This is a genomic window from Streptomyces sp. NPDC006294, from assembly GCF_042870895.1.
Taxonomy (GTDB): Bacteria; Actinomycetota; Actinomycetes; order Streptomycetales; family Streptomycetaceae; genus Streptomyces.
In genome coordinates this window covers 1-13,867 of sequence record NZ_JBIAHV010000008.1, presented here as the reverse complement: position 1 = coordinate 13,867, position 13,867 = coordinate 1, and the positions used below count along the sequence as shown (strand labels likewise).

14 protein-coding genes and 2 tRNA genes are annotated in these 13,867 nt (G+C 72.4%); 4 read left to right on the top strand and 12 right to left on the bottom strand.

The window, feature by feature from the left end:
- The first annotated feature begins 54 nt into the window (after window positions 1–54).
- Together ACFYOP_RS15450 and ACFYOP_RS15445 are read left to right on the top strand one after the other, a co-directional pair.
- Window positions 55–609 (top strand): SigE family RNA polymerase sigma factor, encoded by a 555-nt coding sequence (locus ACFYOP_RS15450; protein WP_356893779.1) that lies wholly within the window; start codon window positions 55–57, stop codon window positions 607–609.
- 246 nt (window positions 610–855) lie between these two features.
- The gene (locus ACFYOP_RS15445) at window positions 856–2,502 is read left to right on the top strand and encodes a long-chain fatty acid--CoA ligase (RefSeq protein WP_356893777.1); all 1,647 of its coding nucleotides are present in this window, start codon (window positions 856–858) and stop codon (window positions 2,500–2,502) included.
- A 164-nt stretch (window positions 2,503–2,666) separates the two neighbouring features.
- On the opposite strand, the gene ACFYOP_RS15440 is transcribed toward ACFYOP_RS15445, so the two are convergent.
- Window positions 2,667–6,809: a PAS domain-containing protein gene (locus ACFYOP_RS15440; RefSeq protein WP_356893775.1), complete on the bottom strand. Its 4,143-nt coding sequence runs from the start codon at window positions 6,807–6,809 to the stop codon at window positions 2,667–2,669.
- Window positions 6,810–6,978: 169 nt separating this feature from the next.
- The gene (locus ACFYOP_RS15435; protein ID WP_356893773.1) at window positions 6,979–7,425 is read right to left on the bottom strand and encodes an SSI family serine proteinase inhibitor; all 447 of its coding nucleotides are present in this window, start codon (window positions 7,423–7,425) and stop codon (window positions 6,979–6,981) included.
- Window positions 7,426–7,628: 203 nt separating this feature from the next.
- On the opposite strand from ACFYOP_RS15435, the gene ACFYOP_RS15430 reads away from it, so the two are divergent.
- Window positions 7,629–7,722 (top strand) — tRNA-Ser (locus tag ACFYOP_RS15430).
- Window positions 7,723–7,927: 205 nt separating this feature from the next.
- Window positions 7,928–8,000: transfer RNA gene (locus tag ACFYOP_RS15425), tRNA-Arg, on the top strand.
- 88 nt (window positions 8,001–8,088) lie between these two features.
- On the opposite strand, the gene xerC is transcribed toward ACFYOP_RS15425, so the two are convergent.
- The 10 genes from xerC to ACFYOP_RS15375 all read right to left on the bottom strand — a co-directional run.
- On the bottom strand, window positions 8,089–9,324 hold the full coding sequence (xerC, locus tag ACFYOP_RS15420) for a site-specific integrase (RefSeq protein ID WP_356893771.1): 1,236 nt from the start codon (window positions 9,322–9,324) through the stop codon (window positions 8,089–8,091).
- The gene (locus tag ACFYOP_RS15415; RefSeq protein WP_356893769.1) at window positions 9,312–9,518 is read right to left on the bottom strand and encodes an excisionase family DNA-binding protein; all 207 of its coding nucleotides are present in this window, start codon (window positions 9,516–9,518) and stop codon (window positions 9,312–9,314) included. Before ACFYOP_RS15415 ends, xerC begins: the two co-directional genes overlap by 13 nt.
- Window positions 9,515–10,894, bottom strand: coding sequence for a replication initiator protein RepSA (gene repSA / locus ACFYOP_RS15410; protein ID WP_356893767.1), 1,380 nt, complete (start codon window positions 10,892–10,894; stop codon window positions 9,515–9,517). The genes ACFYOP_RS15415 and repSA overlap by 4 nt, the downstream gene beginning before the upstream one ends.
- Entirely contained in the window at window positions 10,891–11,085 is a 195-nt protein-coding gene (locus ACFYOP_RS15405) for a hypothetical protein (protein WP_356893765.1), read from the bottom strand. Before ACFYOP_RS15405 ends, repSA begins: the two co-directional genes overlap by 4 nt.
- 91 nt (window positions 11,086–11,176) lie before the next feature.
- Entirely contained in the window at window positions 11,177–11,494 is a 318-nt protein-coding gene (locus ACFYOP_RS15400) for a SpdD-like protein (RefSeq protein ID WP_356893763.1), read from the bottom strand.
- Window positions 11,495–11,519: 25 nt separating this feature from the next.
- Window positions 11,520–11,678: a hypothetical protein gene (locus tag ACFYOP_RS15395; RefSeq protein ID WP_017947661.1), complete on the bottom strand. Its 159-nt coding sequence runs from the start codon at window positions 11,676–11,678 to the stop codon at window positions 11,520–11,522.
- Window positions 11,679–11,694: 16 nt separating this feature from the next.
- Window positions 11,695–11,889, bottom strand: a complete 195-nt coding sequence (locus tag ACFYOP_RS15390) for a mobile element transfer protein (RefSeq protein WP_017947662.1) — start codon at window positions 11,887–11,889, stop codon at window positions 11,695–11,697.
- A 1-nt stretch (window position 11,890) separates the two neighbouring features.
- A complete protein-coding gene (locus ACFYOP_RS15385; RefSeq protein ID WP_356893760.1) occupies window positions 11,891–12,085 on the bottom strand; it encodes a hypothetical protein in 195 nt (64 codons plus the stop codon).
- A 20-nt stretch (window positions 12,086–12,105) separates the two neighbouring features.
- Window positions 12,106–12,705, bottom strand: coding sequence for a DUF2637 domain-containing protein (locus ACFYOP_RS15380; RefSeq protein WP_356893758.1), 600 nt, complete (start codon window positions 12,703–12,705; stop codon window positions 12,106–12,108).
- Between the two features lie 88 nt (window positions 12,706–12,793).
- A partial coding sequence (locus tag ACFYOP_RS15375) for an FtsK/SpoIIIE domain-containing protein (RefSeq protein ID WP_388451640.1) occupies window positions 12,794–13,867 on the bottom strand: 1,074 nt, incomplete at its 5' end.

The window sequence follows — 13,867 nt, the reverse complement described above, 5'->3', positions numbered from 1 at the left end:
GCTTCGGGACCTGGGGCCGATCCACGAAGGCGGGCGCGCTTCTAGCGTGGAGCCATGACCACGCCAGTCTGTACGAGCGCTTCCAAGGCCGCCGCGCCGGTGCCGTCGTACACGCCCTACACCTCGTTCTCGTCGTACGTACGGGCGCGGGGGCCCGTACTGATGCGGACCGCACGGTCGCTGACCTCGAACCCGAGCGACGCGGAGGATCTGCTGCAGACGGCGCTGACCAAGACGTACGTCGCCTGGGAGCGGATCGAGGACCACCGGGCGCTCGACGGATACGTCCGCCGGGCCCTGGTGAACACGCGCACGTCGCAGTGGCGCAAGCGCAAGGTCGACGAGTTCGTCTGCGACGAGCTGCCGGAGCCGGAGACGGTGCCGGGCATCGACCCCGCCGAGCAGCAGGTGCTGCACGACGCGATGTGGCGCGCCGTGATGAAGCTGCCGGACCGCCAGCGCGCGATGGTCGTGCTCCGCTACTACGAGGACCTGAGCGAGGCGCAGACGGCGGAGGTGCTGGGGGTGTCGATCGGCACGGTCAAGAGCGCCGTGTCGCGGGCGCTCACCAAGCTGCGCGAGGACCCGGAGCTCGCGCCGGTCCGCTGACGGCGCTCTCCATCCGTAGCGACGGCCTTCCGTCTGCACGGATGGCTCCCGCGCCCGAACGGACAGGCCCCCTTCGTGCGTATACGGGCGTGCGCCCGGTGGCCGAGTCGAGTGCGTCGCTGTGCGGTGTTGAGCGGGGATGTGCTGCGATTCGTTACCCCCGGGTAGTGACATACCGCTTGGTATGTGCGCAGAATCTACCCACCTTTTCTGCCACGTAGCGCTAGCGCCCACCGGGAGGACGCCGTGCTGAGCACCATGCAGGACGTACCGCTGACTGTGACCCGCATCCTTCAGCATGGGATGACGATCCACGGCAAGTCGCTGATCACCACTTGGACGGGCGAGGCCGAGCCGCAGCGCCGCACCTTCGCCGACGCCGGCCGGCGCGCCACTCAGCTGGCCAACGCCCTCCGTGACGAGCTCGGCATCGACGGTGACCAGAGAGTCGCCACGCTCATGTGGAACAACGCCGAGCACGTCGAGGCGTACTTCGCGATCCCTTCCATGGGCGCCGTGCTCCACACCCTGAACCTCCGCCTGCCCGCGGAGCAGCTGGTCTGGATCGTCAACCACGCCGCCGACCGCGTCGTGATCGTCAACGGCTCGCTGCTGCCGCTGCTGGCGCCGCTGCTGCCGCACCTGCCGACGATCGAGCACATCGTCGTCTCCGGCCCGGGTGACCGCTCGCTCCTCGCCGACGCGCAGGCGCAGGTCCACGAGTACGAGGAGCTGATCGCGGACCGTCCGACCACCTACGACTGGCCCGAGCTGGACGAGCGCACCGCGGCGGCGATGTGCTACACCTCCGGCACGACGGGCGACCCCAAGGGCGTCGTCTACTCGCACCGCTCGATCTACCTGCACTCCATGCAGGTCAACATGGCCGAGTCGATGGGGCTGACCGAGAAGGACACCACACTCGTGGTCGTCCCTCAGTTCCACGTGAACGCCTGGGGCCTGCCGCACGCCACGTTCATGACCGGCATCAACATGCTGATGCCCGACCGCTTCCTGCAGCCCGCGCCGCTCGCCGAGATGATCGAGCGGGAGCGGCCGCAGCACGCCGCGGCGGTCCCCACCATCTGGCAGGGACTGCTCGCCGAGGTCACCGCCAACCCCCGCGACCTGTCGTCCATGCAGCAGGTCACCATCGGCGGCGCCGCCTGTCCGCCGTCCCTCATGGAGGCGTACGACAAGCTCGGTGTGCGGCTCTGCCACGCCTGGGGCATGACGGAGACCTCGCCGCTCGGCACGATGGCGCACCCGCCCGCCGGGCTGACCGCCGAGGAGGAGTGGCCGTACCGCATCACGCAGGGCCGATTCCCGGCCGGCGTGGAGGCGCGCCTGGTCGGTCCCGGCGGGGAGTTCCTGCCGTGGGACGGCGAGTCGGCCGGTGAGCTGGAGGTGCGCGGCAACTGGATCGCCGCCGCGTACTACGGCGGCGCGAGCGGCGAGGACTTCCGCCCGGAGGACAAGTTCAACGAGGACGGCTGGCTGAAGACCGGCGACGTCGGCGTGATCAGCCCCGACGGCTATCTGACGCTGACCGACCGGGCCAAGGACGTCATCAAGTCGGGCGGCGAGTGGATCTCCAGCGTCGAGCTGGAGAACGCGCTCATGGCGCACCCGGAGGTCGCGGAGGCGGCGGTCGTCGCGGTGCCCGACGACAAGTGGGGCGAGCGCCCGCTGGCGACCGTGGTGCTGAAGGAGGGCTCGACCGCGGACTACGAGACGCTGAAGACGTTCCTCGCCGGGAAGATCGCCAAGTGGCAGCTGCCGGAGCGCTGGGCCGTGGTGCCGGCGGTACCGAAGACCAGCGTGGGCAAGTTCGACAAGAAGGTCATCCGCAGGCAGTACGCGGAGGGCGAGCTCGACGTCACCGAGCTGTAGCCCCCGCACCGGCGGGAGACGCCGGCCGTGTCCGCAGAAGAGCGCCCGCCCGAGCCGGGCCTGGCCTCCTTGCGGCGAGCGGGGAAGCGGAAGAGGGGCCGACGGTCATTGACCGCCGGCCCCTCTGGGCCGTCTGAAGCGTCCGGCGTCCAAAGCGTCCGGCCTCAGTTGGTGCCGATCTTCGCCAGCAGGTCGACGATGCGCGCCTGCACCTCGTTGCTCGTCGAGCGCTCCGCGAGGAAGAGCACCGTCTCCCCCGACGCCAGCCGCGGCAGCTCGGCCGGGTCGAGGCCGGCCGACGTGTAGACGACCAGCGGGGTGCGGTTCAGCTGGCCGTTCGCCCGCAGCCAGTCGATGATCCCGGCGCGCCGGCGGCGCACCTGCATCAGGTCCATCACGACCAGGTTCGGCCGCATCTGGCCGGCGAGCGTGACCGCGTCCGCGTCGGCCCCGGCCCGCGCCACCTGCATACCGCGCCGCTCCAGCGTGGACGTCAGCGCGAGGGCGATCTCCTCGTGCTCCTCGATCAGCAGCACCCGCGACGGGTGCTGCTCGCTGTCGCGCGGCGCCAGCGCCTTGAGCAGCACGGCCGGATCGGCGCCGTACGCGGCCTCCCGCGTGGCCTGGCCGAGCCCCGCGGTCACCAGCACCGGGACCTCGGCGGCGACGGCGGCCTGGCGCAGCGACTGCAGGGCGGTCCGGGTGATCGGCCCGGTGAGCGGGTCCACGAACAGCGCGGCGGGGAACGCCGCGATCTGCGCGTCGACCTCCTCGCGCGAGTGCACGACGACAGGGCGGTAGCCGCGGTCGCTGAGCGCCTGCTGGGTGGAGACGTCGGGGGCGGGCCACACCAGCAGCCGGCGCGGGTTGTCCAGCGGCTCGGGGGGCAGCTCGTCGTCGACGGGCTGCGGCTGGGGCCGGTTGGCGACCTCGACCGCGCCGCCGGGGCCGTCGAGCGGCTCCGGGCCCTCCGCGCCCTCGTCCGGGGCTCCTATCGCGTACGCCCGGCCCTCCGAGCGGTTGTCCGCCGGGTCGGCGGGCAGCCGGGCGCCGTTCTGCGGCGCGGCGGACGGCATCGGCGCGGGAGTCGGCGACGCCGCGGGCTGCGGGTGGGGGCGGGCGTCGAGCTCGGGATCCTCCGCGTCCGGGCGCGTGCCCAGTTTCCGGCGGCGGCCGGAGCCGAGCGTCTGGTTCTGCTGCTGAGTGAGGTGCTGGGCGAACGGGACGCCCTGGCCCAGGGTGCGCACGCTGAAGGCACGGCCCTGGGTGGAGTCCGCGGGCGCCGGCTGCTCCTCGGGAAGAGGCTGCGCGACCCGTGCGGCCGCGGGCGGGGGAGTTTGGGCTGAGGGCAGCGCGGTGGGCTGCGGTCCGTCTGCTCCCCGCGGCTGCGGCTGCGGCTGCGGTGCCTGCGCCTCGGCCGGCACCTGGGCCTGCGCCGGCGTTTCGGCCGGCGTCGGGGCCGCGGGCGGCAGGGGCAGCGACACGGACCCGGTGTCGGAGGAGGGCACGGCGGCGGGTGCGGCCGGCGTACCGGTGCCGCCCGGCCTGCCGTCCTGTCCATGGGCCGCCTGACCGGGCACCGCGTGACCGCCGGGAGCAGGCGGCCCGGCCGGACCCGTCGCCGCCTCAGCCGGGTCCTGCGGGGGCTGAGTCTGCGCCGGAAGCTGCGGCGGCTGCGTGTCGCTGCGCGCGCGCCTGCGTCCCGTCGGAACCGGGTGCTGCTGCGGCGGCGTGTGGTGCTGGGCGTCCGGGGTCCCGGCCACGGCGTCGTGCCGCTCCGCCGCTGAGTCGGCCGCCGCGGCAGGTGCCCTGTCGGCCTCGGCGGGCGGCAGCGCGAACGCCGTACGCGGCGCCTTGCTCTCGACCTCGGCCTCGGCCGGTGCGGCCGCCAGCGCCCGCCTGGCCCGACGGCCGGTCGGCTGCGGCGTGTGCTGGGCCTGCGGTTGGGGCTCCGGCTGCGGGTTGTGGGCTTCGCGCGGGTCCTGGGCCCTCTGCGCCGCCTGGGCGTCCGGGATGCTCAGCGCGCTCTGCAACTGTGGGAGCTGACGGGGCTGAGAAGCCGGGGAGGGCTGTGCGGGCTGCGGCGACTGCGCGGACGACGGGCCCTGCTGCCCTTCCGCCGGCCTGGGCAGGCCGCTCTCGACGGCCCTGCGCGCGCGCCGCCCAGAAGGAGCCGACTGGACGCCGTGGGCGTCGACCGGCACGCCCTGCGGCGGCACGGTCTCCCCCCGTGCGGCCCGTCCGCTCGCGCCCTCCGCGGCCGTCACCACGGAGCCCTCCGTGGGCCGCAGGGCCACGGCGCTGTTCTCGGCGGGGCTGGGGCGGCCACGCCGGCGCCCGGTCCCACCGTTTCCGGTCGGGCGCTCACCCGTGTCCTCGCCGGTGCCCTGGGCGGGAATGAGCTCCGCGTCCGCCTGTGCCGCGCGGCGCCGCCCGGTCGGCGGCGCGGCCGCCACCGGGTCCTCCATGGCCACGGGACTCTCCAGGAACGCGTCCGTGGAGGCCCGTCGGGCGCGGCGGCGGCCACCGCCACCGCCCATCGTGTTCGCGGGGACCGCCACCGGCCCGGACGGCGGAGCGGGTACGGACGGCTCCGCCGACTGCTGGGCGGGCAGGGCGGGCATCCGGTCGGGGGCCGCGGCGGGCGGCGTGACCGACCCCGCCCCCTCGCCGAGCGGCACCTCGAGCACGTACGCGCTGCCGCTCATGCCCGGCACCTCGTGCGTCTGGAGCACTCCGCCGTGCGCCCGTACGATCCCGCGCACGATCGGCTCGTGCACCGGGTCGCCCCCGGCGAACGGGCCGCGCACCTCGATCCGTACGACGTCGCCGCGCTGGGCGGCCGCGACCACGACGGTCGAGTCCACGTATCCGCCACCGGGGGGCAGCTTGGCCTTGCCGGTCGAGTCGACGCCCGCCACGTCCGCGACCAGGTGCGCGAGTGCCGTGGCCAGACGGCCTCCGTCGACCTCGGCCTCGATCGGCGGCGCGTGCACGGCGAACTGGGCCCGCCCGGGGCCGATGAGCTCGATCGCGCCCTCGACGCCGGCCGTCACGACGGCGTCGAGCAGCACGTTGGACTTCGTGAGTTGTTCGGCGCCCATGTCGAGCAGCTGGTAGCTGAGGACATTGTCGACAAGTGTCGTCATCCGGGCGTAACCGGCGGCCAGATGGTGGAGGATCTGGTTCGCCTCGGGCCACAGCTGGCCGGCCGGGTCGGCCGCCAGCGTGCTCAACTCGGTGCGCAGCTCCTCCAGCGGGCCGCGCAGCGACTCCCCCAGCACGGCGGTCAGCTGCGCGTGGCGGGCGGCCAGCTCGGCGTACCGCTCCGCGCCGTTCTCCAGCGCGGCGGTGTAGCGGTCCACCTTGTCGGCCAGTTCGGCCTCGTACCGCTCCGACGTGGCGTCGAGCTCGGCCGTGAGCCGCTCGGTCGTCTCCGCCAGCTCCGTCGTGAGCCGCTCCGTCGTCTCCGTGAGCTCCGCGGCGTGCTTCTGCGCCTGCTCCTCGTACGGCCGCCGGTCGGTAAACGTCATCACCGCGCCGACCAGCTGGTCCCCGTCGCGCACCGGTGCGGTCGTCAGGTCGACGGAGACCTTGTCGCCGTTCTTGGCCCACAGCACCTGGCCGCGCACCCGGTGCTTGCGGCCGGACTTGAGGGTGTCGGCGAGCGGCGACTCCTCGTACGGGAACGGCTCGCCGTCCGCCCGCGAGTGGAGGATCAGCGGGTGCAGCTCGTGGCCGCCGAGGTCGCTGGCACGGAAGCCGAGGATCTGCGCGGCGGCCGGGTTGACCAGCACGACCCGCCCGTCGGTGTCCGTGCCCACCACGCCCTCGGACGCGGCGCGGAGGATCATCTCGGTCTGCCGCTGCGAACGTGCGAGCTCCGCCTCGGTGTCCACGGTCCCCGACAGGTCCCGGACGACCAGCATCAGCAGCTCGTCGCCGGTGTACGCGTTGTACGAGTCGTAGGCCTCGCGCCCGTCCTCCAGGCTCGCGCTGGTCACCTCGACCGGGAACTCGCCGCCGTCCGTACGCCGCGCGATCATGCGGGTCGGCTTGGTACGCCCCCGGTGGTCGGCGGCGTCGGGCCGGCGCATCGAGCCGGGGATCAGCCGGGAGTCGAACTCGGGCAGCAGATCGAGCAGGCCCCGCCCGACGAGGGCGGTGCCCGGTGTCTCGAAGAGTTCGAGCGCGATGGTGTTGGCGTTGACGACCGTGCCGTTGGCGTTGACGAGGACGAGCCCGTCCGGGAGGGCGTCGAGTATGGCTGCGAGGCGAGCAGCGCCTCGGGATGGCCTGCTGCTCACGACGACGGTTCCTCCCTGACCAACTGCGTATTGCGGACGGCCTGTCCCATCCTGCCCCTCGGGCCTCGGCCTGTCACTGAAGGGAGTCTAAGGGCAGCGGCGGCGGCCGGGACGGCGGATGAGGGGGAGCTCTCACCAAGGATGTGTGCGCACGACGTGCGCCGTCGGCCTATGACCTGGTGTCCGGCAGTACCGGCTGGAGGTTCTGCCAGCGTGAGATCTCGCAACCATTGCTCCGGTTGAAGGTGGCGTCGACGTGACGTCCCTGCCAGATTCCGGTGATCCGGGCGGTGGCCGGCCCGCCGAACTGCTGGGTGCACATCCGGTTCGTCGGCACCGGGGCGAAAGGGTCCTGGCGCTCTCGGGAAAGCTCTTCGAGGCGGTCGCAGGCCGACTCGGCCGACGGGTGCGTCCCGCCGGCGGGCCCGCACTCGAGCTCGTATCTGCCGTCCGTGCGGGCGTTGCCCGTCTCCGAGACGATCACGGTCAGCCGCTCCGGTCTCTCCAGCAGCGACAGGGGCAGCGGCAGCGGGGAGGCGGCGGCTCCCGCGGCGGGCACGGCCGCGGCGAGCGCGGCGGCGGACGCGGTTGCGGTGAGGAAGAGGCGGCGCAGCATGGGGGCTCCTGGGAAGGTCACTGGCTCCGGCGGGGGCCGTGATGGGCCCCGGCATGTCTAACGCTGCTCAGGCCCCGGCGTTGCGCAACCGAAGATGCTTTGCTCTGCGGCCCCGGTGCCTAGTACCGTGGACGGCGATTGGTGACACGCCACTGGGCTGTGTCATCATCTGCACGCACCACCCGCACGTGTGCGGGTGTGCTGGAGGCGTCGCCTAGTCCGGTCTATGGCGCCGCACTGCTAATGCGGTTTGGGTCTTAAAGCCCATCGAGGGTTCAAATCCCTCCGCCTCCGCCAGCTGATCACCGAAGCCCCGGCCACCAGGCCGGGGCTTCGGTCGTTCCCGGGCCCGCGCAGATACACCCGTTCGGGTATTTGCCCAGGTCAGGCGGGGTGCGGCTAATGGATTTCGCGTCGCGGCGCAGGTCATGTAATGTTGTTCCCGCAACGCCGACCGGGCCGAAAGCCCGCCGGTAATACCAGCGGCTGACGCCGCGGGCAAGCACTCGTAGCTTAACGGATAGAGCATCTGACTACGGATCAGAAGGTTGCAGGTTCGAATCCTGCCGAGTGCACAGCAGGCCAGAGGCCCCCGGAGATGATCCGGGGGCCTCTCGCGTTGGGCCGTACAGCAGCGAAGTACAGCAACCGTGCCGATCGCTGTCAGCCGGTGCCGCCCATCGCGTCGGACAGCTTGCCGATCGCGGCGCGTACCGCTTCCTCGCTCGCTTCGGCGTAGACCTCCATCGTCATGGCGATCTGCGAATGCCGCAGGATGCGCTGTGCCACCTTCGGGTGGACCTTGAGGGCGACCAGGAGCGAGCTGCACGTGTGCCGGGTGTTCCGTAGAGGGATGGCCCGCAGACCGGCGCGGCGAGCACGAAGGGCGAACATGCGGGTGAGGTTGCCCGGCTCGATCGGGGTGCCGTACTTCGTGGTGAAGATCAGGCCGTGAGTGTCCTGCCAGAGCTCCCCGGCGGCCTTCCGGTCGCCGAGCTGCTGGGCGCGGCGCATCCGCAGGGCCTTGAGGCACAGTGCCGGCAGGGGGAGGAAGTCGTCCGAGTCCTCGGTCTTGGTCTCGCGGTGAAGGATCTGCCGCCCGGCGCGCTGGATCTGGTGGTCGACGTACAGCTCCCCGTTCTCGAAGTCGACGGACTTCCACGTCAGGCCCAACACCTCCCCGCGGCGCAGCCCGAGGCAGAGCACGAGCACCCAGGCCGCGAAGAGGTGGTCATCGCGGGCAGCGGCGTCGGTGAGGAACTGGCCCGCCTCGGCGACCGACCAGGGCTTGACCCGGCGGCGGCGAGGCTTGGGCACCTTCACGAGGGAGGCGACGTTCTTGCTGATCTCTTCCTCCGCAACCGCATGGGTGAGCGCGGCCCGCAGCGCATCGCGGGAACCCTGGATCACCCGCCGGGACGGGTACGACTCGCAGCACTCCCCGACCGCGCAGCACTTGCGGCGGTTGGGCTCCCGCTTCGCGTCCTTGCCCTGGGCGCAGCACTGGCAGACGGTCGCCAGCTTGGTCAGCCACTCGCGCACGTCCCGGACGGTCAGCTTGTCGAGCCGCTTCGCACCGAGGTACGGGCCGATGTAGAGCCGTACGTACCCCTCGTACGAGACGTACGACAGCGGGGCGAGGTTGGGCTTCACGATTGAGTCCAGCCAGTAGGCGAGGAAGGCGGCGAGCGTCCGGTGTGCGGTCTGCACCGGGCCCTTCTTCGCTTCGGCGTGGAGCTTGAGCCACTTGTCGTGGACCTCTTCGCGGGTCTTGCCGTAGGCGTACCTCCTGGCCCGCTTGCCGTCCGGCTTGGTGACCCAGACGTAGGCCGCGTAGCCGTTCTTGTAGGGGTAGATGGAGCCCTCCCCGTTGCCCCGCTTGCCGCTCATGCCGCCCACCCTTCGGCGTCGGTGGTGACCCGCTCGACGTACTCGTCGACCCAGGCCGGGAGGATGCGGCGGTTGCGGCCGACCTTCACGGAGCGGATCTCCCCGGTGAGCACGAGCATCTTGGTCTTGGAGAGGCCGAAGCCGAGCATGTCGGCGACCTCTGCGGTGGTGTGCCACTTCCGCTCGATCACGGTGGTGGTCATGCGGTCACTCCTTCCAGGGCGAGTTGGTCTTGCAGGGCTTCGCGGGCGGTTTCTCGGTTGAGTTGGATGTCGCGGGCGATGGTGGCGGCGAGGGCGGACTCGCCGGGGGTATGGCCGTGCCCGGCGTACTCCCAGGAGGCGAGGACCAGGACGGTGTCCGGGTCGCCGAGGGCGTCGTGTTCCTGGGCGGCGCGGTAGTCGGCACGGATCTGGCGCAGCGCGCCGAGGGTGGTGGAGTAGCGGCGGGACTTGGTGGAGAAGTGGCCGCGGAAGCCGAGCATGTGAGCCCAGGCGCCCAGCTTGCGGTCGGGGTAGAGCGGGGCCAAGTCGAGGCAGGCCTCGATGAGGCGGCGGGGGTGGTCGGGCACGTCCAGGAGGTCGAGCACTTCCCGGTTCCCGATACGGCGGTCGAGGCTGCCGGTCGACTCGGCCGCCTTGGTGGCGTACTTGGCGACGTAGGAGGCGACGGCCTGCTCGGTGATGTCCGTACCGTCGCCGAAGGCTTTGACGGGGCGGATGTCGAGCTGGGTGCCCCAGCGGAAAGGCCGGCGGGGCTGGTCCCCGGCGGCCGGGACGGTGATCGAGGTGTAGGAGTGGGCGACGGCGGCGCGGATGGAGTCGTCGAGCAGCTGCACGCTCGCCCAGGACGGCGGGGCGGTGTCGGGGCCGTCGGGTCCGTCGAGGCGGATCACGGCGTGGAAGTGGATCGCGCCGCGCTTCTGGAACTCGGCGACCTTGCCGTAGGAGAGGCGCAGGGCGTCTTTGAGTTCGCGTTGGGTGAGCCCGGCGCGGGCGGCGATCTCGCGGCGCAGGCGGGTGGTGAAGCGCTGCCAGAGCTGTCCGGCGTGGTTGTTGAACAGGACCGTCCCGGCGTAGTCGTAGGTGGCCGGGTCGATGGCGGTGCCCAGGGCGGGATCGTCGTCGGCGTGGTGGGTGCCGCAGCGGCAGACGCCACGGTCGGGCCGGTTGTGGACCGGGCCGAACGACGGGGCGGTGAGGGTGGCGAAGACGCGCGGGTGGTCGCGGACGGTGGCGGGGATGTCCTTGGACTCGTCTCCGGCGAGTCCGGCGCGGATGAGGTGGTAGGTGTCTCCGGCGTAGGTGTAGGCGCAGGTGGGGCAGCGGGAGGCGCGGCGGTTGCCGCAGGCGACGCGGAGCCGTCCGTCCGGTTCGGTGTCGGTGGAGTAGCGGCGCAGGGTCTCGCCGGTGGTCTTGTCCTTGGCGAGGGTCCAGCCGGTGAGGTGGATGGGGTCGGAGCAGCCGCCGGTGCGGTGGATCTGGTCTTTCCAGCGGTCGAAGCCGGGGGACCCGGCCACCCGGAGGACGTCGTCCAGGGTGGCCGGGTCCAGGCTCGCCGCGGTGGCGGTGTGGGTCACGCGGCCACCTCGATGCGGGCGGGGATCGGCCGGCGGGCGGGGCGGGTGCCGGTGCCGTGGCAGGCGGGGCAGTGGACGGTGATGGTGCGCAGGTTGCCCCGGCGGTCGCGGCCGCCGAGGGTGACGCGGACGGTGGGGAAGCCGTCGCAGTTCGAGCAGACCCGCGCGGGCGTGGTGGTGGGCTGGGCCATGATGGGTGTCCCTTCTTGTCCTTTGCGATGGGTTGGGGCACGGCTCCCGGGGCGGGCGAGACTTGGCGGTTGAGACCGCCCCGGGGGCCGGTCAGCGGCGCTTGTGCTCGGAGGCGATCAGCGAGCGGACGACGAGCGCGCATACGGCGACCGAGGCCGCGGTGACGGCGACCGCCAGGAGCATCGAGACCAGGACCGCGCCGACGACCAGGACGACGGCGGTGCCGCCACCGACGAGGGCGAGCGCGGTGCCGGGGGTGAGCTGGACCGTGGGCCGGGCGGGTGCCGCCGGGGCGACGGGGACCGGAGCCGGGGCAGCGGTGTGCTGAACGATCGCGGTCGGCTCGACGGCGGGCGGGGTGACGATGCCGGTGGGGGTCGGCATGGTCGGGATCTTCGGTCGGAACATGAGTGGTTCTCCTTTCTGCGGTGGGCTACTTGCTGATGGCGGTGTCGATGACGGGGGCCAGGAGGCTGTCGGCGAGGAGGAAGCCGCCGAGGAGGAGCACGGCGACGAGCCACCAGGGCGGGCGGATGAGCTTGATGCCGAGGGCGCCGACGACGATCAGGGCGAGCCAGAGCGGAACGTCCATGGCGGTGGTCTCCCGTTCAGTCGGAGATGCGGCAGCGGTGGGTGCGGGCGGCGAGCTGGGCGGCCGAGGAGCTGGAGAAGTCGGCGGACCAGCCGCAGCGGTCGGCGGTGCAGACGGCAGCGTGCTTGGTGCGGCCGTGCCGGTCGCGGTGGGTGCCGATCTGTACGGGGCCGATCCGCATGACGGAGTGGAAGTGGTCGCGGGCGGGCATGTCAGTCGCTCTCCGTTCGGGTGGTCGTCGGGTCGGGGTAGGTGGCGCGGATACCGGCGGCGGTGGCCGGGTCGCCGGTGAGCTGGGCGGCTTCCTCGGCGAGCAGGTGCGCGAGATAAGGCCGGTCAGCGGCGGTCATCTCGCGGGCACTGTCGAGGTAGTCGGCGGCAGTCAGGTCGGCCGGTTCACGGGTCACGGGTGCTTCTCCCTTCGAGGTCAGGCGAGTTGGGCGGCGATGGCGTCGGCCATCGGGGCCGGGACGCCGAGGCGGGCGCGCAGGGTGTCGGTGTCGATCGGTGTGCCGGTACGGGCTTGGTGGTCGTCGGCGACCTTGCGGGCGTGGTCGACGAGCGCGGCCGGGACCGGCGGAGCCGGGGCGGGCTCGGGCGCTGTGGGCAGGGCCGGGGCGGTCTCCGGCTCAGGGACGGGAGCCGGCTCATGGGCGGGGTCGGTCGCGGCGGGTGAGTGGGCGAGGAGGGTGCCGCCGAGGAAGGCGAGGGCGGGCCATCCGGCGATGCCGAAGCGCAGCCAGGCGGGTGGGTGTTGGAGGTCGAGGAATCCGGCGGTGGCGACGTTCGCACCGAGCGAGGCGACCAGGGCGATGAGGAACCAGCACCAGGCGAGCCGGGAGGGTCCGTCGTTGCGCAGTCGTCGCCAGGCGGCGACCAGGAGCAGGTCGACGGAGACGGGGTAGGCCCATGCCTTCCATCCGGTCTGTCCGGCAGCGGCGGCGAGGTCGTGCAGGTGGGCGAAGGACAGGGCCCCGGCGATCACGGCTTGCACCAGGACGGCGTCGATGCGCAGCTTGCGGGTCATGTCTTCACCTCCTTTGCAGGGCGTTTGGGCATGGCGGGGGTAGGGAGCTGGCGCGAGACGGTCGCGCCGACCGGGATGCGGGGGCGGGTCAGACGGAGGCGGGTGCCTCTGCCTGGGCCGGGATTTTGACGAGCGAGACCGTGGGCGGCAGTTCGGGCCGGAAGGCGGCGAGGCCGGGCAGGTTCGGGGTGCGGTGGGCGTGCCGGTTGCAGGCGTTGACGGCCTGGCGCATCGAGGTGTGCGGGGTGCGGATGCGGGCCCAGCCGCCGGTCGAGTCGCCGGTGACGGCGAGGCCGGGGGTGTCGGTCGGGATGGAGATGGCGGCCAGGACGGCGTCGGGGGCGATGTCGCCGAAGGCCATGTTCGCGCTGGTTTCGTCGTTGACGCGGTGGGCGGTGCGGGCGGTGAGCTGGGCGCGGAGCATGGTGATGCCCTTGCCGAGTTCGGAGCCGAAGCGCTGTCCGCAGATCTCCAGATAGATGCCGGCGGCGCGGCCGAGCTGGGCGAGGCGGGCGAGCGCGGTGATGATGCGGTCCCGGCGCTTCTCCTCTTCCTTGGTGGCGAACAGGGCGAGTTCGGCGACCTCGTCGACGAGCAGGACGATCGGGGTCGGGCGCAGTCGGTCGGGCAGGTCCCAGATGTCGGCGGCGATCTCTGCGTCGGGGATGTCGGCGGTGATGCGCTGGTCGGCGCGGATCAGTTGGTAGACGCCTTCCATGTGCGTGACGAGCGCGTCGAGGAGTTCGGCGGCGGTGTCGGGGTTGTCGGCCAGCGCGGAGAACCGGCGGGCCAGCGGGAACAGCTCCACCCCTTGCTTGCAGTCGATGCCGACCAAGGCCACGTTCTCGGCGGCGAGTTCGGCGACCAGGTTGCGCTGGTAGACGGACTTGCCGGACTTCGTGGCCCCGATGGTCAGGGCGTGCGGGCAGGCGCGGTAGTCGCGGTAGTGGACGGCTCCGTCCTCGCGCAGAGCGACAGGGACGTGCATCGGCACGCGGTCGAGCTTGGCGGGCATCTGCACCCGGGCCAGGACGTCGTAGCCGGTCATCCGCAGCTCGACCACACCCGAGCGGATCTCACGCGAGGTGACGCCGTACATGGCGAACGAGTGCCGCAGCCGGTCGCACGATGCGGCCACGTCGAAGGCGTCCTGTCCGGGCCT

Bases quoted from the DNA above. Each gene is read 5' to 3' on its own strand.
- ACFYOP_RS15450 (WP_356893779.1), top strand. From the start codon at position 55: ATGACCACGCCAGTCTGTACGAGCGCTTCCAAGGCCGCCGCGCCGGTG.
- ACFYOP_RS15435 (WP_356893773.1), bottom strand. From the start codon at position 7,425: ATGCTGCGCCGCCTCTTCCTCACCGCAACCGCGTCCGCCGCCGCGCTC.
- ACFYOP_RS15415 (WP_356893769.1), bottom strand. From the start codon at position 9,518: ATGACCACCACCGTGATCGAGCGGAAGTGGCACACCACCGCAGAGGTC.
- ACFYOP_RS15405 (WP_356893765.1), bottom strand. From the start codon at position 11,085: ATGGCCCAGCCCACCACCACGCCCGCGCGGGTCTGCTCGAACTGCGAC.
- ACFYOP_RS15400 (WP_356893763.1), bottom strand. From the start codon at position 11,494: ATGTTCCGACCGAAGATCCCGACCATGCCGACCCCCACCGGCATCGTC.
- ACFYOP_RS15395 (WP_017947661.1), bottom strand. From the start codon at position 11,678: ATGGACGTTCCGCTCTGGCTCGCCCTGATCGTCGTCGGCGCCCTCGGC.
- ACFYOP_RS15390 (WP_017947662.1), bottom strand. From the start codon at position 11,889: ATGCCCGCCCGCGACCACTTCCACTCCGTCATGCGGATCGGCCCCGTA.
- ACFYOP_RS15380 (WP_356893758.1), bottom strand. From the start codon at position 12,705: ATGACCCGCAAGCTGCGCATCGACGCCGTCCTGGTGCAAGCCGTGATC.